Below are 22007 nucleotides of genomic sequence, written 5' to 3'. Positions count from 1 at the left end.
GGCCAGGTTTTAGTGTCCGCAACAACCGGACATACATGACAAAGTTTAACGAACTGAACCTGAACCCGAAGGTCCTCAAAGCCATTGAGGAAGCCGGATACGAAACGCCAACACCGATCCAGGAAGGCGCAATCCCACCCGCGCTTGAGGGCAAGGACGTTCTGGGTATCGCCCAGACCGGTACAGGCAAAACCGCCAGCTTCACGCTACCGATGATCACATTGCTGGCCCGTGGCCGCGCACGTGCGCGCATGCCGCGGTCGCTGGTGCTGTGCCCGACGCGGGAACTGGCCGCGCAGGTGGCCGAGAATTTCGATACCTACTCAAAGCACTTGAAACTGACTAAAGCGCTGTTGATCGGCGGCGTCAGCTTTAAGGAGCAAGATGCGCTGATCGACCGTGGCGTCGACGTTCTGATCGCTACACCGGGTCGTCTGCTGGACCATTTCGAACGCGGCAAACTGCTGTTGACCGGCGTCCAGATCATGGTGGTGGATGAGGCCGACCGAATGCTGGATATGGGCTTTATCCCCGATATCGAACGCATTTTTTCGCTGACGCCATTCACACGCCAAACGCTGTTCTTCTCAGCCACCATGGCGCCCGAGATTGAGCGGATCACCGATACATTCCTGTCGGCCCCAACCCGGATCGAAGTTGCCCGTCAGGCAACGGCCTCGGAAACCATCGAGCAAAGTGTGGTCATGTTCAAAGGTGGCCGCCGTGACCGCGAGGCCAGTGCCAAGCGCCAGGTCCTGCGTTCGCTGATCGACTCCGAGGGCGAAAAATGCACCAACGCGATCATCTTCTGCAATCGTAAGACCGATGTGGATATCTGTGCGAAATCACTGAAGAAATACGGCTATGATGCTGCCGCGATCCATGGCGATCTCGATCAGTCACAACGGACGAAAACACTGGACGGTTTCCGTGACGGAACACTACGCCTGCTTGTCGCCTCGGACGTTGCCGCGCGCGGATTGGATGTGCCCTCGGTCAGTCATGTGATCAATTTCGACGTCCCCGGCCACCCCGAGGATTATGTGCACCGGATCGGTCGTACAGGTCGCGCCGGACGCGAAGGCAAAGCGATCACGATCTGTTCGGGTCGCGATGAAAAAGCACTGGCCGCGATCGAGAAGCTGATTCAAAAAGAAATTCCTCGCTTGGACAATCCGGTAAAGGAAGAGCCGAAACCCGAGAGGCCAAAGCCCGAGAAAAAGGCCCGGCCAGCAGAAGCCCGGCCAACAGAGGCCCCCAAAATCGACGATAAAAGAGAAGATCGCAAGAAGGATAAAGAAGTCAGAGGCCGTGGACGGCGCGCTGACAACGGTCCTTCGGTCGTGGGAATGGGCGATCACCTGCCCAGCTTTATCGCGCTCAGCTTCGACGAACGCCGCACAGGTTAAATAGACAAAACCAGCGCCAGAATTGATGCGCCCAATAACGTCATCCCGGCGATCTCGCGCCGGGTGATGGTTTCGCGGAAAAACAAGATCGACGCGAACAGGCTGAGGATCAGCTCGACCTGCCCCAGAGCCTTGACGTAGGCGGCGTTTTGCAAGGTGAATGCCAAGAACCAGCAGAACGATCCGCACAGGCTGGTCAGCCCGACAAATACGCCTGTTCGGCGTGTCTGCCACACGGCGCGCAGCTCGGCCCTGTCTCGCCACAACAGCCACAGGCCCATGCTGACGAACTGGAGCGAGACAACGACTGCCAGCGTCACAAGTGCCCGAAACCACGCATCAATCTCGCCCAGTTCAAGCGAGGCACCCCGATAACTGACCGAGGAAAACGCAAACAGCACACCTGATCCCAGGCCAAGCCGCGAGGCCCGGTTCGTCAGATGTCGCCACCACGCCCCGTCTCCTCCGGGACTTTTCGACAGCAGCAACACAGCCGTCAGCCCCAGAAAGATCGCACCAAGCGCCCAGGACGAGACCTGATCGCCCAGGACCAGAAAACCAACGATGGCGGTCTGGATTACTTCGGTTTTCTTAAAAGTTATGCCGACAGCAAAATTGCGCTGTTTGAACAAGGCGACGACACAGATCGTGGCAAGGATCTGAGCCGTTCCTCCAATGGTGGCAAACACCCAGAACCGGGCGGTCAACGGCGGCAAGGAATACCCCGTCAACTGCAGCGCCACGATCAGAGCGATTAGAACCAGCGGGATTGAATAGGCAAACCGGGCAAATGTCGCCCCGGCGGCCGTCAGCTTTACACTGCTCAGCGATTTTTGCAGCATGAACCGCACCGTCTGAAACGTTGCGGCGGCGATAGTGACAGGTATCCAGAGGCTCATGCCGCCTTTTGTGGCCGCAAATCAACCCTTTGGCCAGAGCGGATGCGCCACCGGGTCTTTTACCTTCCAGAAATACGCCCGGAAAACATCGGCATATGAAGGGTATACATAGGCCTTGTTCGTGGCCAGATAGCCCTCTTTACCCTGCTGGTAGATCTTCGGAAGTTGATACCAGGGGGTACGCGGGTTCAGATGATGAACTACATGTAAATTGTTGTTCAAAAACAGAAAAGACAGTATCCCGCGATCTTCGATGATAACGGTTCTTGCCCCCACATCTTCATGCGCACGGTGTTCCAGAAAAGTGCGTATTTTGACAAGGCCAAGCCCCAAATACGCGGACAGGACATAGGCCCAGACCGGCAAAGGCGACAAGGTCACGATCCAGATAACCGCAACCACGCCCGCCATATGCAAAGCCCATGCGCGCAATATGTCCCATTCGCCACGCGCGGCCCCTCGCAACTCGTCCCTGACAAAGGCAACCTGTCCGATTGCAGGGCCCAAAACGATCCGCCCCAGCAGAGTATTGTTCACCGATAACAACCGCCTGTGCCAATGGCCTAGCCCCGACCAAACTTTTGGGTCCAGATAGTTTGATTCAGGATCATCATAGGGATCGGTCAGCGTTGCATCCCGATGATGGGCCAGATGTAGGTCTCGGAACCGCTGATATGGGATGAACAAGCTCAAAGGCAGCGCCATCAGCGCCTCATTCATCCATCTGGTGCGAAAAGGATGCCCGTGCAGCGCCTCATGCGTTAATGATGAATGTAACGCGGCCACCGCGCCCATCACTGGAACCGCTAACCAGATGGGCAGGAAGAAGATCACGGCCAACCAGGCAGCATAACAGGCCAGCATCAGCGTGAAAGTGCCCCATTCCGGGCCCGGACGCTCAAGCATTGCGGCCCCAGGAAATGCCCGCCCAGACCCTCTCATAAATCACATAGAGCGTCAGACCGATTGCTGTGTTCACCACGGCCAGTGTTCCGCCAATCGCGGCGGATCCTGTGGCGATCAACCCGATCACCGACATGATGATCAGGCCCATCATGTTCCACACAACCGCTTTCACGACCGATCTGCGCCGTGTTTCCATTCCGTCACCCATAATATTGTTATGGCTTAAGAATTACGGCCCATCGATTAGGTTGAACATTCTGAATATGATTAACAAAACTCATCAAACATGATATTTATCACCACATGCAGGATAAAATCGACAAACGCGACCGCGCCGCTCAATTCCGTTTGCGCCTGGCCCGCGCAATGGAAGAACGCCAAATCAGCCGAAGCGCCTTCGCGCGCCAGATCGGTGTTGACCGCTCAACCGTATCGCAACTGTTGACCGATCACGGGGCACGGTTGCCGAATGCCCATGTTGTCGGAAGCTGCGCGACGGCATTGGGTGTTTCGGCGGACTGGTTGCTGAGCCTGTCTGACCGGCCGGAAAGCGCGGCCGAGTTGCTGGCTTTGTCGCTGAGCATGACTGAGGCCCCCCGCGCCCTGGTAGATGAGCGCATATTCGAGTGGCACCAAGAGGCAGCGGGTTACAAAATCAGATATGTTCCTGCGACCTTGCCCGACATGCTCAAGACCCGCACCGTTCTGGAATGGGAATACGCACCGCATCTGGGGCGCACGGCAGATCAGGCCATAGGTGCGTCCGAAGATCGACTGACCTGGATGCGCAGCGCCCAGTCCGATTACGAGATCGCAATGCCGATGTACGAAATCGACAGCTTTGCGCATGCAACCGGCTATTATCAAGGTCTTAGCCTTCGCAAGCGGCTGGATCAGATTGACCACCTTTTGGAGTTGTGTGAACAGCTCTACCCACGGCTGCGCATCTATCTGTTTGATGCCAAACGGCTGTATTCGGCTCCCGTAACGATTTTCGGTCCCCTTCTTTGCGTGTTTTACGCAGGAAGCCATTACATGGCCTTTCGCGATCGCGACCGGATTGAAATTTTCAGCCGCCATTTCGACACTCTGGTTCGCGAGGCGGTCGTGACCGCGCGGGACTTTCCAGAGCACCTGCAACAGCTCAGAGCAGCGATTTCCCGCGACATGTGATGCATCCCCGTACAACCTGTGGTATCGTCACCGGGCGCGAACTTTCGGGCATTCCGACCACAGACGGAGGACCACAGGAATGGACGCACTGAAAACAGCCCAATATGCACGGGCTTTGTACACGGCGCACGGTGACCAGGCCGAGGCAGAAGCCGCAATGAAAATGCGCGAATGCGAGGCTGCCGGGAACGCTCAGCAAGCCCGCGATTGGCAAGCCGTTCGTCAGACCATCCGCCAGATCCGAGGCCCCAACCAGGGCTAGGTTACAGTTTCGGGTCGGGATTGACCGTGTGACCATCCACCGCGATCACCTGACCCGACACCAACCGCGCCGCGCCAGAGGCCAGAAAGACAGCCATATTGGCGATGTCCTGCGCTTCGACGAAACGACCCATGGACGTGCCCGAGGCATAGCCCTGATAGACCTCGTCCCGGCTCATGCCTTTGGTCGCCGCCTCGCGTGCCAGAACGCCTTCCATCCTTGGGCCCTCCACCGCGCCGGGACAAATCGCATTGGCGCGGACGCCGTGAGGGCCAAGCTCCATCGCCAGTGTTTTCATCAATCCGATCACCGCCCATTTGGCCGCGGCATAGGGCGCACGAAAGGGATAGCCATATTGCCCCGCAGTGGATGAGGTCAGGATGATGCTGCCCGCCCGGGCGGATTTCATCAGCGGCGCGGCGTATTTGGCAGCCAGAAACGCCCCCTCCAGATTGACCGCTACGCAGCTACGCCAATCATTCAGGTCGATATCCTCGATTGCGCTGGTTGGCCCGGCAATTCCCGCATTGGCGCAGAGCGAATCCAGACCACCCGCATCAGAAATCGCGGCGAACACGGCATGCATATCACCCTCATCCGACACGTCAGCATGGTGGGCTGTCCAATGATCCGGCACGCCATCTAGCGCCGCCCGATCAATATCTGTGATCCAGACATCATACCCGGCCGCATCAAACGCCTCTGCCATAGCCCGACCAACACCCGAAGCGCCAGCCGTCACCAACACCCGGCAGGTCATGAGGGTTTCCTGATCGCAACCCCGGCCCCTTCGGGATAAGGCAATCCGGCCTGCGCTTCGGCGATGCGGGCCATCGCGGCCTCAATGCTGGGCGATGGCGGGCTGGGGCGACGGGTGTCCAGGCTGACATGCAGCAAAAAGCTCTCCCCGGTCGCCAGCAGCGTCTCACCGCTATACATGCTGTGGAACACGTGCAGTTTCTTGCCCTGCCCCAACAGCATCTGGGTGCGCACCTCAATCTTTGCGCCCGCATGGACCTCATTCATGTAACGAATGTGGTTTTCCGCTGTGAAATAGCTGCCCCCGGACGAGATATATTCCATATCGCAGCCGATGATCTCCATGAACCGGTCGGTGGCGGCGGCGAAGGCCTCAAGATATTTGGCTTCGTTCATATGACCGTTGTAATCGGTCCAGTCCAAAGGCACCGCGCGCGACAGGGTCAGGATCGGCTGGCTCAGATCAGCCTGATCCAGCGATGGCAGCGCACCGGGTTTCAGCGCAGCATCATGTTGGTTCAGCACCGCCCCCGCGCCCCAGTTCTGCGCCTTGAGCGCGCGCATCATGCCCACAAGGTTATTGTCGCGGATACGCTCCAGCTCACGGATCGAATGCATGCCGGATTGCGCATCCGACTGATCCGCAATCAGGTCTACAAGCTCGTCAGTGAATTCGGGCACATCCATCAGCTTGGTCCAGGGCCATTTCAGTGCCGGGCCGAACTGCGCCATGAAATGCCGCATCCCAGCCTCGCCGCCGGCGACACGATAGGTTTCGAACAGACCCATCTGCCCCCAACGGATGCCAAACCCCATACGGATCGCCTCGTCGATTTCCTCGGTCGTGGCGACGCCGTCCTTGACAAGCCACAGCGCCTCGCGCCAGACGGCCTCAAGGAACCGATCAGCGATATGTGCGTCGATCTCTTTCTTGACGTGCAGCGGGAAGAACCCGACCGATTTCAGGACCTCTTGCGCCCGTTCGATCATCTCCTGCGGGTTCGCACCAGTTGGCACCAGTTCGATCAGCGGCAGCAGGTAGACCGGGTTGAACGGGTGCGTCACCACGATCTGTTCGGGGCGCAGCGCGCCCTCCTGTAACTCTGACGGCTTGAACCCGCTGGTTGAGGACCCGATGATCGCTCCCGGATCACAAGCCTCTTGCAAGCCCTTGTAAACCTTCAACTTCAGGTCCAGCCGTTCCGGCACGCTTTCCTGAATCCAAGCAGCACCCTGCACTGCATCGGCCATATCGTTATGGAATGACAACGCACCTTCAGGCGGCAACGGGACGTCGCTCAGCCCCGGTAGCGAGCGGCGCGCATTGTCCAAAACTTCTCCGATCTTACGCTCGGCTTCCGGGTCCGGGTCGAATACCCGAACGTTCCAACCGTTCAGCAGGAACCGCGCGGCCCATCCGCCGCCGATAACTCCGCCGCCAATGATTGCTGCTGTTTTTGTCATCACTTCACTACTTTCAACTCTTGAGGGTCAAACCCATTTTCGCTCAGTACGTCACGCGCAATCGTCAGTTGATTTTGTGTGATCGTTAAATCTCTGCTCAGTACAACTGCAAACGACCTATCTGGGCGGGCCAATACAACCATCTGCTCCCCGTCACCCACGTAGATGATGTGAAACTTTGTGGGGCTTGCGGCAGTGATGTCATATTCAAGTGCAGACTCGGATCGCCGGGTAGGCACGCTCAGGTGGTTTTCAAAGCAATCACTTGCTCCTGCGATGTACCCAAAACATTCGGTCCGGTCCGGGTCACGCAATTGATAGCTAGGGTATGGCTGTCCCTCAAGCCTCACAAAAAGCCGCTGCTTGCCCTTGCTTTTGCGTCTGGACGCAGCAACCTCAAAATACGGTTCGTCAAAGATCGACCAGTTCACCGCTTCGACGGGTTGAATATTAAATTGACGTGCTCGAAAGCCCTCATTGTCTACCAAGCCACACGTTGGAATCAATCCAACGAGCAAGCATCCAACTACCCATGAAAGAACTCGGCGGAACATGGCGCGCCTAGCTTTTCGGCGCCCGCTTCACCAAGCCCAGCTTCTCACGCACTTCTGCGGGGCCAATCACGCGCGCACCCATGTTCTCGATGATGCTGCCCGCGCGTTCAACCAGTTGCCAGTTCTCGGCCAGCACGCCTTTGTCCAGCCACAGGTTGTCCTCCAGCCCGACGCGCACGTTGCCGCCCGCCAGAACCGCAGCGGCCACATAGGCCATCTCATTCCGGCCCAATGAGAACGCGCTGAAGGTCCAGTCATCCGGCACGTTGTTCACCATCGCCATGAAGGTGTTCAGATCATCCGGCGCACCCCATGGAACGCCCATGCACAGCTGAACCAGAGCGTTCGGCTCCAGAACGCCCTCTTTCACCAACTGCTTGGCGAACCACAGATGACCGGTATCAAAGGCCTCAATCTCGGGCTTTACCCCCAGATCGGTCATCATCTGGCCCATCGCGCGCAACGCACCCGGCGTGTTGGTCATCACATAATCGGCCTCGGCAAAATTCATGGTGCCGCAGTCGAGGGTGCAGATTTCCGGCAGGCATTCGGCCACATGGGCCACACGCTCGGTCGCGCCAACCAAATCAGTTCCCGCCTCGGCCAGCGGCAGCGGGTTTTCGATACCGCCAAACACCATGTCGCCGCCCATGCCAGCAGTCAGGTTCAGCACGGCGTCGACCTCGGCATCGCGAATGCGATCTGTGACCTCACGATACAGTGCCAGATCACGCGAAGGCGCTCCGGTCTCAGGGTCGCGCACATGGCAATGCACCACCGCCGCCCCTGCCTTGGCTGCAGCTATCGCGCTGTCGGCGATCTGCTTTGGCGAACGCGGCACATGCGGGCTGCGATCCTGCGTCCCACCCGAGCCTGTGACGGCGCACGTAATGAAGACTTCGCGGTTCATTTCCAAAGGCATGGCGTTCTCCCCAGCTTATACCCGGTTAACCCTGAGTTTTCCCCAGGCTTCTCCACGGATTCCGATTTGCTTTCGCCCCCGAGTTTGGCGCAGCTTTGGTCAAACACTTGTCAGAATGCGAATCGAACTTGATGAAATCCGCAAAAAACATATTGCAGCCCGAACATCGTGCCCTGAAAACGGCTGTGCTGGTGCTGGACGAATGCAACACGCTCAGCTTTGCGTCGGCCGTTGATCCAATGCGCGCCGCCAATCGGTTGGCGGATCGTCCGGCCTTTGACTGGGATTATGTGACAGCCACCGCTGAACCGGCCATGCTGACCAGTGCGCTTTCGGTTCCGGGTGTACCTTTGGCCCGGCTGCAATCCTGCGATCTGATGATTGTCGTTGCCGGGTTCCAACTGGCCCGCCATGCCACACCCAGCCTGCTGGCCGGCCTACGCCGCATCGCCAAGACCGGCGCCACAATGGCAGGTATTGACGGCGGCCCCTGGTTGCTGGCCGAGGCAGGCCTGCTGGACGGCCACGCCGCCACCACCCATTGGGAAGATTTGGAGAACTTCTCTGCCCGCTTCCCCGAAGTGGACGTGCGCCCTGACCGGTTTACCGTTTCTGAAGGCCGCCTGACCTCGGGCGGGGCGATCCCAGCGGTCGAGATGATGCTGCATATCATCGCCGCCCGCCATGGCGCCGGATTTGCCGCCCGCGTCTCGGGTCTGTTCCTCTATGACGGTGCGCCTGATCCCACAAAACCACAAAGCCGCACCGGTGCGCCGCACCGCCACACAGCTTTGACCGCCAAAGCCAATACGCTGATGCAATCCGCACTGGACGACCCTATGCCATTGGCAGATATCGCCGAAACCCTGGGCACCAGTTCACGCACCCTGCAACAGCAATTCCGCCTGCGCCTGAACACCACGCCGCAGGACCATTACCTGCAGCTCCGACTGGCCGAGGCGCGCAGATTGGTGACGGACACCGATATGTCACTGATGGATGTGGCTCTGGCGACGGGTTTCGCCTCGCAATCCAGCTTTTCCCGCGCCTTTCGCACAGCGCACGGCCTTTCGGCCCGGGACCTGAGGCAAGACAGGACACAACCCAGCCATCACTAAGCGGATCTGCTTCATCTGGCTGAAATACCTCGGGGGAGGCTCCGCCTGCGGAGATGAGGCCAGCGTCCCTAAAACGGCATAGGATGCGCGCGATGCGCTTCGGTGATTTCAGTCAGAATTTCCCCAGAAAGGCGAAGTTCCTTACCGTCGAGAATATGCCCAAGCTGCGCCACCGTTGTCGCGCCGAAAATGGCCGACATCATGAAGGGCCGCGTCCGGCACCAGGCCAGCGCCATATGGACCGGGTCCAGATCGTGGCGGTCAGCGATCTCTAGATAGGCCGCAACCGCCTCAAATGCCCGTCTGCAATGACGTCCTCCCACCTCAGGCACCAATGACATCCGCGAACCCTCGGGCACCATGCCGTTTTGGTATTTCCCGGTCAAAAATCCGGCGGCAAGCGGTGAAAAGGCCATCAGCCCCACATCCTCATGCGCGCTCAGCTCGGCCATATCGGTGTCGAAATGCCGGCACATCAAAGAATACTCATTCTGAACCGATGCCACGCGGGGCGTGCCGGTGGCTTCGGCGATCCGCAACCACTGAGCGGTGCCCCAAGCGCTTTCGTTCGAAAGGCCAAACGCTCGGATATTTCCTTTGTTGACCTGTTCCTTCAGGGCAACAAGGCACTCGTGCATATTGTCCAGAACCTCATCGGTATTGTGCCCCGAAGGCGCATAGGTCCAGTTTTGCCGGAACATATAGCTGCCGCGGTTCGGCCAGTGAAACTGATAAAGGTCGATGCAATCCGTTTGCAGTCGGCGCAGGGAACCTTCGACCGCCTCGGGGATTGTCTGCGGTGAAATCGGTGCGCCATCGCGCGCATGTGCGAACCCTGCCCCAGAATGCTTGGTTGCCAGAACATATTCACCACGCCGTGACGGGTTGGCGGCGTTCCAGTTGCCCAGAATTTCTTCGGTCCGGCCCACCGTCTCTTTCGAGATGGGATTCACCGGATACATCTCGGCGGCATCGACAAAATTAATGCCCCCATCAAGTGCCATGTCCATCTGAGTATGCGCGTCGGCCTCGGATGTCTGCGTACCAAATGTCATCGTACCCAGACACAGGTCTGTCACCATGATTCCAGTACGGCCCAGGGGCTTCATTTCCATCGCTCATTCTCCTGAAATCTGCGGAGGCCCTATGCCTCGGCTTTTTTTTCCCACCGGCCCGATTCCTCGGACCAATATTGCGCCGAACAGCCCGCCCCGGTCAGTGTTTTCCATTGCCCGCGGGCATGTTGGAGAGCCTGATCATCATTCCCATCGAACAGGATGCACACGCGTTCCAGCGCGTTCACTTCCTCGGGTTCAACCGCGGCACCATCAACAGCCATCACGCAAGCCGGATCATTTGCGGCCTCGGCCCCTGTCGTCAGCAATATGGGCTGGTCCCTGTCATGCGGCCCCCCGGTGCGGCCATGTGGCAGGAACCCTTCCTCGGGGCCCTGCCACAGCTTTTCGTCCAACCAATCCATCCGTGCGGGATCAGTTCCCCGCACGGCTATCTTCCACCCGGCCTGCCGCGCCTTGTCCAGCAACACGGGCAAGGTGTTTTCCAGCGGTTGGCGGGTCAGGTGATAGAAATAAACGGCGCCCATTGGATTATTCGAAATTGTCCTGCACGAACCGGCTCAGTGCGCGGACACCCCAACCGGTGGCCCCTTTGGGCGCATAGGATGTCTCGGTTGCAATCGAAGCCACCCCAGCAATGTCCAGATGGATCCAGGGGGTTTCGTCCTTCACGAACCGCTGCAGGAACTGCGCAGCAGTGATGGATCCGGCAGGTCGTCCACCGACATTCTTCATATCGGCGATGCGCGATTTCAGCTGCTCGTCATAGGCTTTGCCCAGCGGCATCCGCCATGCGCCCTCATCCTCGGCCCCGGCAGCCTTTAGGAAGGCGTTGCAGAACGTGTCATTGTTCGAAAAGACACCGGCATTCTCATGCCCAAGCCCAATGATGATCGCGCCGGTCAATGTTGCCAGGTCGATCATGCCCACGGGGGCAAACCGCTCTTGCGCGTACCACATCACATCACACAGGACCAAACGGCCCTCGGCGTCGGTATTGATGACCTCGACCGTGTCGCCCTTCATCGACTTGACGACATCGCCGGGGCGCGTGGCATTGCCCGAAGGCATGTTTTCCACTAGCCCGACAAGGCCCACGACATTGGCTTTGGCCTTGCGCTTGGCCAGCGCCCGCATGGTGCCGGCGACCACACCTGCCCCACCCATGTCCATAGTCATGTCTTCCATGCCTGCAGCGGGTTTCAAGGAAATGCCGCCGGTGTCAAACACGACGCCCTTACCCACCAGCGCCAGCGGCGCATCATCCTTGTCGCCCCCATTCCACTGCATCACCACAACCTTCGACGGGCTGACCGAGCCCTGCCCGACGCTTAACAAGGTGCGCATACCCAATTCGGCCAGTTTGTCTTCGTCGAGCACTTCGACGTCCAGGCCAAGCGCCTTCATTTCGGACAAACGATCTGCGAATTCGGTCGTCGTCAGCACATTGGCGGGTTCATTGGTCAGATCCCGAGTCATCCGGACACCATCGGCAATCGCATACAGCGGTGCGAATGCGGCTTCGACTTCATCATGTTTCTGATGACTGATTGTTACTGATCCGGCTTCATCCGAATCTCGGGTTTTATGGGCATCGAAATCATAGCTGCGCAAAACGATCCCCAATGCCAGTTCTTCGGTCCGGGCTTGATTTCCGGCCATGACCAACAAGGGCTGGTGATCAGACAATTTGGCCAGCTTCGCCCCGGCCTTGCGTGCCTCTGCAGCATCGGCACGGCGCGACAGCACGAGAATATCAAGCGCTTCAGCGGCCATTCCGCCTGGCCAGGCAAGAGAGACTACATCGCCGGATTTCACCTTTTCGAACCGGTCGCTTTCGACAAGTCGCGCGACTGCGCCCCGGGTCAGACGGTTGGCGCGGCGTGCGGCTGGGTTCATCTTGCCTTCATCCGAGACAATAATCACGACGCGCCCTTTGGTCTGCGCCATCACGTCCACGTCAAAAGCCTTAAACTGAATTGGAACAAGACTGCTCATTGGGAACTCCTGAAAATCTGTTTCCCAAGACCTAGCCCGCGGCGACCGCATTGACCAGATAGCAGTTTTCCCCGCCGGGCATTTGCATTACAGTCGCGGAAAAAGTTCCGGCAAGGTCGGAGAGCGGGAGGGCGAATTGGCAAATCGGGGCAGGCATAGGCCGTTGCGCGCTGGCGCATGTACCGCTGATTCTCTTAACTTCAAGGCCCCCGCTGCAGGCAACGCGGTGATGCCGGGGGCGCGTTTGTGATCCTGGATCGATATTTTGCCCGCCGGTTCACCCAGAGCTTTCTGGTCATTGGCTGTATCTTTTTGACGCTGATGATTCTGATCGATCTGATTGAACAGGTACGGCGCTTTGATGAGGTCGATCTGTCATTTGGCCGGCTTTTGTATCTGACCCTATTGAATACGCCCGCCGCCATCGGTGAGATGCTGCCCCTGCTGATCATCCTGTCCACGATTGCGTTGTTCATCGGATTGGCGCGCAGCTCGGAATTGGTGGTGACGCGCTCGATCGGGCGATCTGGAATTCGCGTCCTGCTTGCACCTGTAACTTTGGCCCTGTTGATCGGAGCCTTGGCGGTTGCGGTGCTTAACCCGTTTGCTGCCGCAACTTCCGAAGAATTCCAACGGCTTTCCGATTCCTACCGTAACCGCACCAGCTCAGCTCTTTCGATCAGCAGTGAGGGTTTGTGGTTACGGCAAGCTACAGAAGAGGGCCAATCGGTTGTCCACGCGCGCCGAACGTCCAACGGTAACACCCTGCTGTTGAAGGACGTCACCATAATAACATTCGACGCGATTGGTCAGCCGACACGCCAAATCTCTGCCAAACAGGCCAAGTTGGAAGACGGTTTTTGGGTTTTACGGGATGCCAAGATCTGGCCGCTTATGAACGGCATCAATCCCGAAGCTGGCTCGAAAGAGCATGATCGTCTGGAGATTCCGACCACCCTGACACGTCAGCGCATTCTGGACAGGCTGGCCAACCAGGATTCGATGTCTGTCTACGATTTGCCCCAGTTGATCCGAGACCTGCGCGAGGCGGGCTTTTCGACCAAGCAATACGAGGTCTGGTTTCAGGTCCAACTGGCAAGACCTCTGTTTCTGGTCGCAATGGTCTTGATTGGCGCGGCCTTTACCATGCGGCATGTCCGGTTCGGCGGCACCGGAATAGCGGTGCTGACGGCCGTGTTACTGGGCTTCGCCATCTATTTCGTCCGTAATTTCGCGCAAATATTGGGAGAAAACGGTCAGTTGCCTATCTTCGTTGCAGCCTGGGCCCCGCCATTTGCGGCCATCCTTCTTTCTCTTGGCCTGCTGTTGCATGCGGAGGATGGCTAATGCGCAAATTCGCTCTGCTATTGCTCTCGGGTGCGGTTGCATTGTCTTTGCCTTTGGATGTCCTGGCCCAGACTTTGCCGGAACAGGATCAAACGACGAACGCGTCCCAGCAAGAGCCACCAGCCTTACTTGTCGCCGACAAGATTTTCATTACCCCAGAGCGTGTGCTGATCGCAGAGGGCAATGTCGAAGCGTTTCAGGGTGACGTCAAAATGACGGCCAGCCGGATTTTGTACGACCGCGAAAGCGGTGAGCTTACACTGGAAGGACCGATCCGGATTGATCAGGGCAATCGAACTACAGTTTTGGCGGATTCCGCAGAACTCGACCGGGGTTTGCTCAACGGCCTTTTGATCGGCGCCCGAATGGTGTTCGACCAACAGGTGCAAATTGCCTCGGTGCAGGCGACACGTGCTGGCGGCAGATACACCCAGTTCAGCAAAGTCTCGGCGACGTCTTGCCATGTCTGCACGGATGGGCGGCCACCGCTCTGGCAAATCCGTGCCCGCAAGGTGACCCATGATCAGTTGGAACGACAGCTCTATTTCGAAGGTGCGCAATTCCGGGTGCTGGATGTGCCGGTCTTCTATTTCCCTTACCTGCGTCTCCCCGATCCAACGCTGGACCGGGCGACTGGTTTTCTGGTCCCATCGGTCCGCACCACCTCGCAGTTGGGCACAGGCATAAAGGTTCCCTATTTCTTCAAGCTTGGAGATCACAAGGACCTCACGTTGACACCTTACCTTTCCGGTAAGACCAGAACTCTGGGCTATCGCTATCGTCAGGCCTTTAAGAACGGACGGCTCACAATCGAAGGCGCGCATACTCGCGATGACCTTCAACGGGACGAGGCGCGCGGATATTTCTTTACCAACGGCTGGTTTGATCTGCCGGACGACTATCGCCTGACCTTCAACATTCGAACCACGTCCGACGATTCCTATCTGGCTGATTACGGCCTGCCCGACTTTGACCGTCTGCGCAGCGAAATTGCCCTGGAAAGGATCAAGCGCGATACCGCTTTCCGGACCAGCCTAAACCACTATAAAACCTTGCGAGATAGCGAGGATCAGGATCAGATTCCTTCTCGCATCTTCGACCTGAACTATCGCAAACGCTTCTTCCCGGCAGCTGTCGGAGGAGAGGTGCGGATGGCTTTCATCGGCCATGCCCATGAAAGAACGAGCAATGAGGACGTTATCGGGCGCGATGTTGCCCGAGCGACCTTCGATACCGAATGGCTGCGCAGCTGGATACTGGGCTGGGGGCTGCGTGCAGATGCCCAAGTAGGCGCGTCAATCGACACGTTCAATATCCGCCACGACAGCGCCTATCCCGATCAGGTGACCCGCACGACCCCGCGCGCCGCACTGACGCTGCGCCTGCCAATGACCCGCCGCGAGGCGTCGGGCGCAACCCAGTTGCTGGAACCCATCGCGCAGATCGGGTGGACGCATGTCTCCGACAATGATGTTCCTATCGACGAAAGTACGTTTCAGGAGTTTGACCAGGGTAACCTGTTATCCCTGTCCCGATTCCCTGCCGAGGACAGGCGCGAAGATGGGGTCAGCGGCGTTGTTGGGATGAATTGGGCGCGTTATGGCTCCAGGGGCTGGCAAGCGCGTGCCACGATCGGTCAGGTCTTTCGTGCGGATGCTGATCCCGACTTTAACCTTACATCGGGCCTTCAGGGCACATCGTCCGATGTGTTGATCGCCGGACAACTTGAAACGCCCAACGGGTGGTCTCTGGCCGGGCGAGGTTTGGTGAACGGAGATTTCAGCTTTGCCAAGGCCGAGCTGCGTGCAGCATGGCAAAAGGAAACAACGGCCCTCAGCGGAAGCTATGTCTGGCAAGAACCCGATCCCGCAGAAAATGTCGACGATGAGATTTCTGAGATCTGGTTGCGCGGGCGGTACGACATCGATCAGAACTGGCAAACCCGTGCTCAGGCGCGGTATGACCTGAGCGAATCTGAACCGATCAGATATGGGTTGGGTATCACGTACCGGAACGAGTGTGTTCAGGTTAACATGTCGGTCAGCAGGCGCTATACCTCGTCATCAAGTATTGAGCCTTCGACCGAATTCGGCTTTACCGTAGCTCTGACAGGATATTCTGTCGAAGGTGGCGGCAAACAGTACAAGAGAAGATGCAGTTGATAACAGGTTTTTCACGTTTCTTTCGTTCCAGCCATATCGGGCTGGTTGCTCCGGCACTGGTTGCAGTTTCGATTGCCATAGCACCTGTAAAGGCAGTGGCGCAGAACCTGTTCTCACCTGCCATAAAGGTCAATCAAGACATCGTGACCTGGTATGAGCTGGAACAGCGCCTGCAATTCCTCTCGATTCTGGGTGTTCCCGGCGCAACCGAGGAAGACGTGCGCAAAGCTCTGATAGACGACCGCCTGCGCAAACAGGCGATGCGCGACGCTGGAATCGTGGTCGCCCCCGAAGACGTTCAGGTTGGAATAGACCAATTTGCAGCCCGCGGTCAGCTTTCGAGCGACGAATTCCTGCAGCTTCTGGCGGATGCCGGTGTTGACCGTGAGACGGTTCGGGATTTCATCAAGGATCAGATTTCCTGGCGTGAATTCGTCAGCGCGCGTTTTCTGTCGCAGGCGAGACCATCGGAAGACGAGATCAATCGCGCACTTGGACAATCTGGAAGTGGCGGCCTGCAAGTCCTTCTTTCGGAAATCATTATTCCTGTGAACCAACAAAACCTGCCACAGGTTCAACTGCTGGCCGAAGAGATCGCCTTGATCGAGGGCTATGATTCCTTTTCAACCGCCGCAACACAGTACTCGGCGGCCGGAACTCGCACCAATGGGGGGCGCCTCGACTGGTTGAACTTGACCGATCTGCCCCCGGCGCTGCAGCCGGTCATCATCGGGCTCAAAAATGGTGACGTCACCCAGCCCATTCCTCTGCCCAATGCCGTTGCACTGTTTCAGATGCGCGGTTTGCGTGAGACCGCTGCGAGTACGCCCACCTATTCCGAGATCGACTATGCTGTCTATTACATGCCCGGTGGTCGTAGTGCGGAAACACTGGCCGCAGCCGAAAAGCTGAAAGAAGAAATAGACACTTGCGATGATCTGTACGGTATCGTGCAAAACAAGCCAGCAGAAGTCTTAGAGCGGAATGTCAGCAAACCGTCGGAAATCCCGCGCGATATCGCATTGGAACTGGCCAAACTGGACCTGAACGAAGTTTCAACCACGTTGACCCGCAACAACGGCCAAACACTGGCTTTTGTGATGTTGTGCACACGTACCCGCAACCTTGGCGAAGAGACAACGCGTGCAGATGTCGCCAATGCTCTGACCCAGCAAAGGCTGCAAACACTTGCAGAAAGCCTGTTGGGGCAAATGCGTGCCGACGCAACTATTGTTGAACAATGAAGCCAATCGCGCTCAGCTGCGGCGATCCGGCCGGAATTGGGCCCGAGATCGCCGCAAAAGCTTGGGCCGGCCTTAGAACCACCTGCCCTTTCTTCTATATTGGCGATGCCGCGCATTTGCCGCCCGAGACACCGTCGGTACAGATCAGCGACGCCTCTCAGGCGGTCGAGATCTGTGGCTCTGCCCTGCCCGTACTGCAACTGGACTTTCCAGCCCCCAACCGGCCTGGGCACCCTAATCCAGCCAACGCCATATCAGTTGTCACTGCCATTGAAACCGGCGTAGCGCTGGTTCAGTCCGGTTCTGCATCGGCGCTATGTACCGCACCGATCCACAAGAAAGCACTTATCGACGGGGCAGGTTTCTCATTCCCCGGCCATACGGAATTTCTGGGCGCCTTGGCTGGGTCCCAACGTGTTGTGATGATGCTGGCCAGCGACCAGCTGCGCGTTGTACCAGCAACCATCCACATCCCGCTCTCACGCGTTCCTTGCGAGCTTACGCCCGAGCTTTTGCGGGAAACCATCGAAATCACCGCCCAGGGACTACAATCACAGTTCGGTATTGCCACCCCGCGGATAGCCGTCGCGGGCCTCAACCCGCATGCCGGTGAAGGCGGCAAGATGGGGCAAGAAGAACTGGACTGGATTGCGCCGCTGATCACAGAGCTGCCCCGCAAAGAGTATACCGTAACCGGCCCGCACCCCGCGGATACATTGTTCCACGCCGCAGCGCGCGCGCGCTATGACGCCGCCATCGCCATGTATCACGATCAGGCTCTGATTCCGATCAAGACGCTGGATTTCGATCGCGGTGTGAACGTCACACTAGGCCTTCCATTTATCCGAACCTCACCCGATCACGGGACTGCACTGGACATTGCGGGGCAAGGCCTTGCAAACCCGACCAGCCTGATCGAAGCGCTGAAACTTGCCCAGCAGATGGCACAAAGCTCTTGATCCTTCAGCGGGCTGTAAATATCCCGGCCAGAGGTAAAAATTCTCTGGCGCTCTCCTATCAAACCGCGCCACGGTGATCGGATCATGAGCACTATCGACAACCTTCCCCCTCTGCGCGAGGTTATCGCCTCGCATCAACTCTCGGCTCGCAAGTCGCTAGGCCAGAACTTTTTGTTGGATCTGAACCTGACCGCCAAGATCGCGCGGCAGGCCGGAGATCTTGCGGAATGCGATGTTCTGGAAATCGGCCCCGGCCCCGGCGGGCTGACCCGTGGGCTACTTTCAGAAGGTGCGCGCAAGGTTGTTGCAGTTGAAAAAGACACACGCTGTATCGCTGCCCTAAACGACATCGCCGCCGCCTATCCCGGTAGGCTTGAGGTCATCAACGGTGACGCGCTTGAGATTGATCCGCTTGTGCATCTCACACCACCGATCCGTGTGGCAGCGAACCTGCCCTATAACGTCGGCACCGAATTGCTGGTCCGCTGGTTGACTCCGCCGCAATGGCCTCCGTTCTGGCAAAGCCTGACCCTGATGTTTCAGCGCGAAGTGGCGGAACGGATCGTCGCCCAACCCGGCGGCAAAGCCTATGGCCGCCTAGCCATCCTTGCCCAATGGCGGGCCGACGCGCGCATCGCCATGTCACTGCCACCCGGCGCGTTCACCCCGCCCCCCAAGGTTTCAAGCGCTGTGGTCCACCTGACCGCCCTGCCTCAACCACGATATCCGGCTGACCCTGCCACCCTGTCCCGCGTGGTTGCCGCCGCATTTAATCAGCGCCGCAAGATGCTGCGGGCTTCACTGAAAGGCGTCGCACCCGATATCGAAGACCGCCTGATAACAGCCGGGATCAAACCCACCGAACGTGCGGAACAAGTGCCTATAGAAGCGTTCTGCGCATTGGCCCGCGAAGTCAAAAGATCCTGAAACAAAAAACCCTGCGGCCTAACAGACCGCAGGGTTTTTCTTTTCTATACTGGCTGATTTACTCTGCCGCTTCAGGCGTATCACCGTTGCCAGAGGGCGCGTCCTCAGCCGCAGCAGGTGCGGCTTTGGGCTTGCGTGCCCGAGGCCGACGGGCCGGTTTTTCTTTTTTCTCACCCTCTTCAGGGCTTTTGCTTTCAGGCGTTTCTACAAGCCCGGATTCCGGAGCAGCTGCGTCAGCGGCAAACCCCATCACATCAGGTTGAGGTGCCTCAGCGGGATCCGACTGGCGGACGGTTTCGCGTTCCTGACGCTCGGCACGCTCACGATCTCGTTCAGCCTGGCGTTCGCGATTCTGACGCTCTTGCTCCTCACGGCGTGCATCCATTTCACGCTGAGCTTCGCTAAGCAAACGCAGGTAATGTTCGGCGTGCTGCTGAAAGTTTTCGGCAGCTACACGGTCGTTAGACAACTGAGCATCGCGTGCAAGCTGATTATATTTATCAATAATCTGTTGCGGCGTGCCACGCACTTTGCCCTCTGGGCCCGAACTGTCGAAAACTCGGTTTACGACGTTGCCGCCAGAAGGACGATTGCGGTTATTCTTTGCCCGAGAGCGGGATTTGGAAGATCTCATCTACTTTAGTCAGCCTTGTCGTTCGCTGCCGATCAGTTCGCGTCTTGCACTGCTCAAGGGCTTAGCTATGACACGATGTCGGCTTTTTTGGGCTTGGCGTCAGGGGCCCGCTGTAACAGCGTCAACCTCTCTGACTACACCTGAGTAAACACGTCCAGAGCGTGCAGACAAGAGGTTTGTCCCAATTTTTGTACCTTTTTTATATCAATCGGCGCATTTCGGCCTCAGAACGTTCCGTCATGAAGGCATTCTGGCGAAAACGACGCGGTCGCGACCATCCAGATCGGGAATGATCCGTACGTCTGTCAATCCTGCTGCGTCGAACAAAGATGCGACGCTTTGCCCTTGCTCGGGTCCGATTTCGACAAGTAACCGACCATGGGGCAATAGAAAATCCGGGGCGGCGGCAGCAATCCTGCGGTAGGCCCCCAAGCCGTCACCTTCGTCTGTCAATGCCATCCGCGGCTCATGGTCCCGCACTTCAGGTGCCAGGGTGTCCATTTCCGGAAGGGAAATATAGGGCGGGTTTGAAACAATCAGGTCAAATTTAGCTTCAATGTCTCCAAACCAATCGGATTGCTTAATTTCGATCCGGTTCTGAACATCGTGTTGCACGGCATTTGCACTGGCCTGTAGGCAGGCCGCCTCACTCAGATCCACACCAATACCCGATGCACTGGTGCGTTCGGACAGCAATGTGATCAGGATGCACCCCGATCCAACCCCCAGATCGAGGACATAGTCAAAGGGTTCGCTCAGCGCGGCCTCGATCAGAACCTCTGTTTCCGGGCGTGGATCCAGCACGTCCCGGCTAACTTTGAACCGACGGCCGTAAAACTCACGTTCCCCCAACAGATGAGAAACGGGCACACGAATGGCCCGAAGCGAGATCAGTTGCTCGTATCGCTCAGCAATATCCGGTAAAAGCTCTTCGGGTGTAATCAGTGTCACGCGACTTGCTTCGATCCGGGCGGCGTGGGCGAGTAGAACCCGCGCATCCCGCGCCGGATCAGCCACACCAGCCGCACGCAATCTTGCCGTAGCGGCCACCATGGCCTGAGCCGCTGTCTGGCCGCCGGTCATTGCGCCATCTCGGCCAGGAGACGCGCCTGATCATCCGCGGTCAATGCGTCGACTACCTCATCCAGATCGCCCTGCATCACCTGATCCAACTTGTACAGCGTCAGATTGATCCTGTGGTCCGTCATGCGGCCTTGCGGGAAATTATAGGTCCTGATCCGTTCCGACCGGTCGCCAGACCCGACCTGGTTCGCCCGATCTGCCGAGCGTTCGCTGTCAATCCGCTGACGCTCCTGATCATAAAGTCGAGTCTTCAGAACCTGCATCGCGATTTCGCGATTGCGGTGTTGAGATTTCTCGGAGCTGGTCACCACAAGCCCGGTGGGCAAGTGTGTAATCCGCACGGCCGAATCGGTGGTGTTCACGTGCTGCCCACCCGCACCCGAGCTGCGCATCGTGTCGATACGGATATCATTGGCGTCGATCTGAATATCGACATCCTCGGCCTCGGGCAGAACCGCCACCGTCGCCGCCGAGGTATGAATGCGCCCGCCACTTTCGGTCTCCGGCACCCGCTGCACCCGGTGAACGCCAGATTCGTATTTCAAACGGGCAAAGACGTTGTCGCCTTTGATATGGGCAACCACCTCTTTGATGCCGCCTAGATCCGACGCCTGCTCCTCGATAATCTCGAATTTCCAGCCGCGCGCTTCGGAATACCGCTGATACATGCGCAGCAGGTCTCCCGCAAAAAGCGCGGCCTCATCACCGCCGGTTCCAGGGCGAATTTCCAACATGGCCGGGCGCGCATCAGCGGCATCCCTAGGCAACAAGGCCAGTTGCAGGGCGTTTTCGGCACCGGGAATTTGGGCCTGCAGGTTGGGGATTTCCTCTTCGGCCAGCTCCCTCATATCAGGATCGGCCAGCATCGCCTCGGCCTCGGCAAGGTCAGTGACCAGCTGGCGCCATGCCATGATCTGATCGACCACCGGCTTGAGGTCCGAATATTCCTTGGCCAGCACAGCAATATCGCCGCCCAAAGCACCATCTGCCATGGCTGCTTCGAGGTATTGGAATCGCTGAGTTATCTGTTCAAGGCGTTCTTCGGGGATCATCCGGGCGGTGTCTCTTAATCCGGGGCTATGGTCAAGGGCTGTCCGTATGCTAAGCTGCC

At 58.0% G+C, this 22007-nt stretch carries 22 protein-coding genes; 9 read left to right on the top strand and 13 right to left on the bottom strand.

Annotated features, from left to right (window positions below):
• Positions 1 to 35 precede the first annotated feature (35 nt).
• The gene (locus tag AC2FHW_RS04860; protein ID WP_271947407.1) at positions 36 to 1409 is read left to right on the top strand and encodes a DEAD/DEAH box helicase; all 1374 of its coding nucleotides are present in this window, start codon (positions 36 to 38) and stop codon (positions 1407 to 1409) included.
• On the opposite strand, the gene AC2FHW_RS04855 is transcribed toward AC2FHW_RS04860, so the two are convergent.
• From AC2FHW_RS04855 to AC2FHW_RS04845, 3 genes are read right to left on the bottom strand one after another with little or no spacing between them, the layout of a single operon-like run.
• Complete coding sequence (locus AC2FHW_RS04855; protein WP_271947409.1) at positions 1406 to 2308, bottom strand: EamA family transporter; 903 nt, start codon at positions 2306 to 2308, stop codon at positions 1406 to 1408. The genes AC2FHW_RS04860 and AC2FHW_RS04855 overlap by 4 nt on opposite strands.
• A gap of 21 nt (positions 2309 to 2329) precedes the next feature.
• Positions 2330 to 3214 (bottom strand): fatty acid desaturase, encoded by an 885-nt coding sequence (locus tag AC2FHW_RS04850; RefSeq protein ID WP_271947411.1) that lies wholly within the window; start codon positions 3212 to 3214, stop codon positions 2330 to 2332.
• Entirely contained in the window at positions 3207 to 3410 is a 204-nt protein-coding gene (locus AC2FHW_RS04845) for a DUF2061 domain-containing protein (protein WP_271947413.1), read from the bottom strand. The genes AC2FHW_RS04850 and AC2FHW_RS04845 overlap by 8 nt, the downstream gene beginning before the upstream one ends.
• Before the next feature lie 107 nt (positions 3411 to 3517).
• Here AC2FHW_RS04845 and AC2FHW_RS04840 point away from each other — a divergent pair, with 107 nt between their 5' ends.
• Both AC2FHW_RS04840 and AC2FHW_RS04835 read left to right on the top strand, forming a co-directional pair.
• Positions 3518 to 4387, top strand: coding sequence for a helix-turn-helix domain-containing protein (locus AC2FHW_RS04840; RefSeq protein WP_271947415.1), 870 nt, complete (start codon positions 3518 to 3520; stop codon positions 4385 to 4387).
• A gap of 79 nt (positions 4388 to 4466) precedes the next feature.
• The gene (locus AC2FHW_RS04835; protein ID WP_142633436.1) at positions 4467 to 4649 is read left to right on the top strand and encodes a hypothetical protein; all 183 of its coding nucleotides are present in this window, start codon (positions 4467 to 4469) and stop codon (positions 4647 to 4649) included.
• 1 nt (position 4650) lies between these two features.
• On the opposite strand, the gene AC2FHW_RS04830 is transcribed toward AC2FHW_RS04835, so the two are convergent.
• The 4 genes from AC2FHW_RS04830 to bcoG form a co-directional block, all read right to left on the bottom strand.
• Entirely contained in the window at positions 4651 to 5409 is a 759-nt protein-coding gene (locus tag AC2FHW_RS04830) for an SDR family oxidoreductase (RefSeq protein WP_496675922.1), read from the bottom strand.
• The gene (locus AC2FHW_RS04825) at positions 5406 to 6872 is read right to left on the bottom strand and encodes a carnitine 3-dehydrogenase (protein WP_271947421.1); all 1467 of its coding nucleotides are present in this window, start codon (positions 6870 to 6872) and stop codon (positions 5406 to 5408) included. Before AC2FHW_RS04825 ends, AC2FHW_RS04830 begins: the two co-directional genes overlap by 4 nt.
• Positions 6872 to 7360, bottom strand: coding sequence for a lipocalin/fatty acid-binding family protein (locus AC2FHW_RS04820; protein WP_185956605.1), 489 nt, complete (start codon positions 7358 to 7360; stop codon positions 6872 to 6874). The genes AC2FHW_RS04825 and AC2FHW_RS04820 overlap by 1 nt, the downstream gene beginning before the upstream one ends.
• Before the next feature lie 73 nt (positions 7361 to 7433).
• Positions 7434 to 8348: a 3-dehydrocarnitine:acetyl-CoA trimethylamine transferase BcoG gene (gene bcoG, locus AC2FHW_RS04815; protein WP_271947424.1), complete on the bottom strand. Its 915-nt coding sequence runs from the start codon at positions 8346 to 8348 to the stop codon at positions 7434 to 7436.
• A 131-nt stretch (positions 8349 to 8479) separates the two neighbouring features.
• On the opposite strand from bcoG, the gene AC2FHW_RS04810 reads away from it, so the two are divergent.
• Positions 8480 to 9466: a GlxA family transcriptional regulator gene (locus tag AC2FHW_RS04810; protein WP_142633426.1), complete on the top strand. Its 987-nt coding sequence runs from the start codon at positions 8480 to 8482 to the stop codon at positions 9464 to 9466.
• 68 nt (positions 9467 to 9534) lie between these two features.
• Here AC2FHW_RS04810 and AC2FHW_RS04805 read toward each other — a convergent pair whose 3' ends face one another.
• Genes AC2FHW_RS04805 through AC2FHW_RS04795 form a run of 3 tightly spaced genes read right to left on the bottom strand, consistent with a single transcriptional unit; the run spans position 9535 to position 12540 of the window.
• Entirely contained in the window at positions 9535 to 10581 is a 1047-nt protein-coding gene (locus tag AC2FHW_RS04805; protein ID WP_271947427.1) for an aldo/keto reductase, read from the bottom strand.
• A 29-nt stretch (positions 10582 to 10610) separates the two neighbouring features.
• Positions 10611 to 11069, bottom strand: coding sequence for a DNA polymerase III subunit chi (locus AC2FHW_RS04800; protein ID WP_271947429.1), 459 nt, complete (start codon positions 11067 to 11069; stop codon positions 10611 to 10613).
• Positions 11070 to 11073: 4 nt separating this feature from the next.
• A complete protein-coding gene (locus AC2FHW_RS04795; RefSeq protein WP_271947431.1) occupies positions 11074 to 12540 on the bottom strand; it encodes a leucyl aminopeptidase in 1467 nt (488 codons plus the stop codon).
• A gap of 246 nt (positions 12541 to 12786) precedes the next feature.
• On the opposite strand from AC2FHW_RS04795, the gene lptG reads away from it, so the two are divergent.
• The 5 genes from lptG (at position 12787) to rsmA (ending at position 19179) form a co-directional block, all read left to right on the top strand.
• On the top strand, positions 12787 to 13887 hold the full coding sequence (lptG, locus tag AC2FHW_RS04790) for an LPS export ABC transporter permease LptG (protein WP_496675932.1): 1101 nt from the start codon (positions 12787 to 12789) through the stop codon (positions 13885 to 13887).
• Positions 13887 to 16049, top strand: coding sequence for an LPS-assembly protein LptD (locus AC2FHW_RS04785; protein WP_496821494.1), 2163 nt, complete (start codon positions 13887 to 13889; stop codon positions 16047 to 16049). Before lptG ends, AC2FHW_RS04785 begins: the two co-directional genes overlap by 1 nt.
• On the top strand, positions 16040 to 17293 hold the full coding sequence (locus tag AC2FHW_RS04780; RefSeq protein ID WP_281971985.1) for a peptidylprolyl isomerase: 1254 nt from the start codon (positions 16040 to 16042) through the stop codon (positions 17291 to 17293). The genes AC2FHW_RS04785 and AC2FHW_RS04780 overlap by 10 nt, the downstream gene beginning before the upstream one ends.
• Positions 17290 to 18252 (top strand): 4-hydroxythreonine-4-phosphate dehydrogenase PdxA, encoded by a 963-nt coding sequence (gene pdxA / locus AC2FHW_RS04775; RefSeq protein ID WP_281971984.1) that lies wholly within the window; start codon positions 17290 to 17292, stop codon positions 18250 to 18252. The genes AC2FHW_RS04780 and pdxA overlap by 4 nt, the downstream gene beginning before the upstream one ends.
• 84 nt (positions 18253 to 18336) lie before the next feature.
• Entirely contained in the window at positions 18337 to 19179 is an 843-nt protein-coding gene (rsmA, locus tag AC2FHW_RS04770; RefSeq protein ID WP_496821491.1) for a 16S rRNA (adenine(1518)-N(6)/adenine(1519)-N(6))-dimethyltransferase RsmA, read from the top strand.
• Positions 19180 to 19237: 58 nt separating this feature from the next.
• Here the strand turns inward: rsmA and AC2FHW_RS04765 are convergent, their stop codons facing one another.
• From AC2FHW_RS04765 to prfA, 3 genes are all read right to left on the bottom strand, one after another.
• Positions 19238 to 19813, bottom strand: a complete 576-nt coding sequence (locus AC2FHW_RS04765) for a DUF4167 domain-containing protein (protein WP_271947440.1) — start codon at positions 19811 to 19813, stop codon at positions 19238 to 19240.
• Between the two features lie 237 nt (positions 19814 to 20050).
• Positions 20051 to 20896: a peptide chain release factor N(5)-glutamine methyltransferase gene (gene prmC / locus AC2FHW_RS04760; RefSeq protein WP_496675942.1), complete on the bottom strand. Its 846-nt coding sequence runs from the start codon at positions 20894 to 20896 to the stop codon at positions 20051 to 20053.
• Positions 20893 to 21948: a peptide chain release factor 1 gene (gene prfA, locus AC2FHW_RS04755; RefSeq protein ID WP_496821489.1), complete on the bottom strand. Its 1056-nt coding sequence runs from the start codon at positions 21946 to 21948 to the stop codon at positions 20893 to 20895. Before prfA ends, prmC begins: the two co-directional genes overlap by 4 nt.
• Positions 21949 to 22007 lie beyond the last annotated feature (59 nt).

It is taken from the genome of Ruegeria sp. YTSA108 (assembly GCF_059610185.1).
Note: the sequence above shows the minus strand (reverse complement) of the source record. Positions and strands in the feature narration are given on the sequence as shown.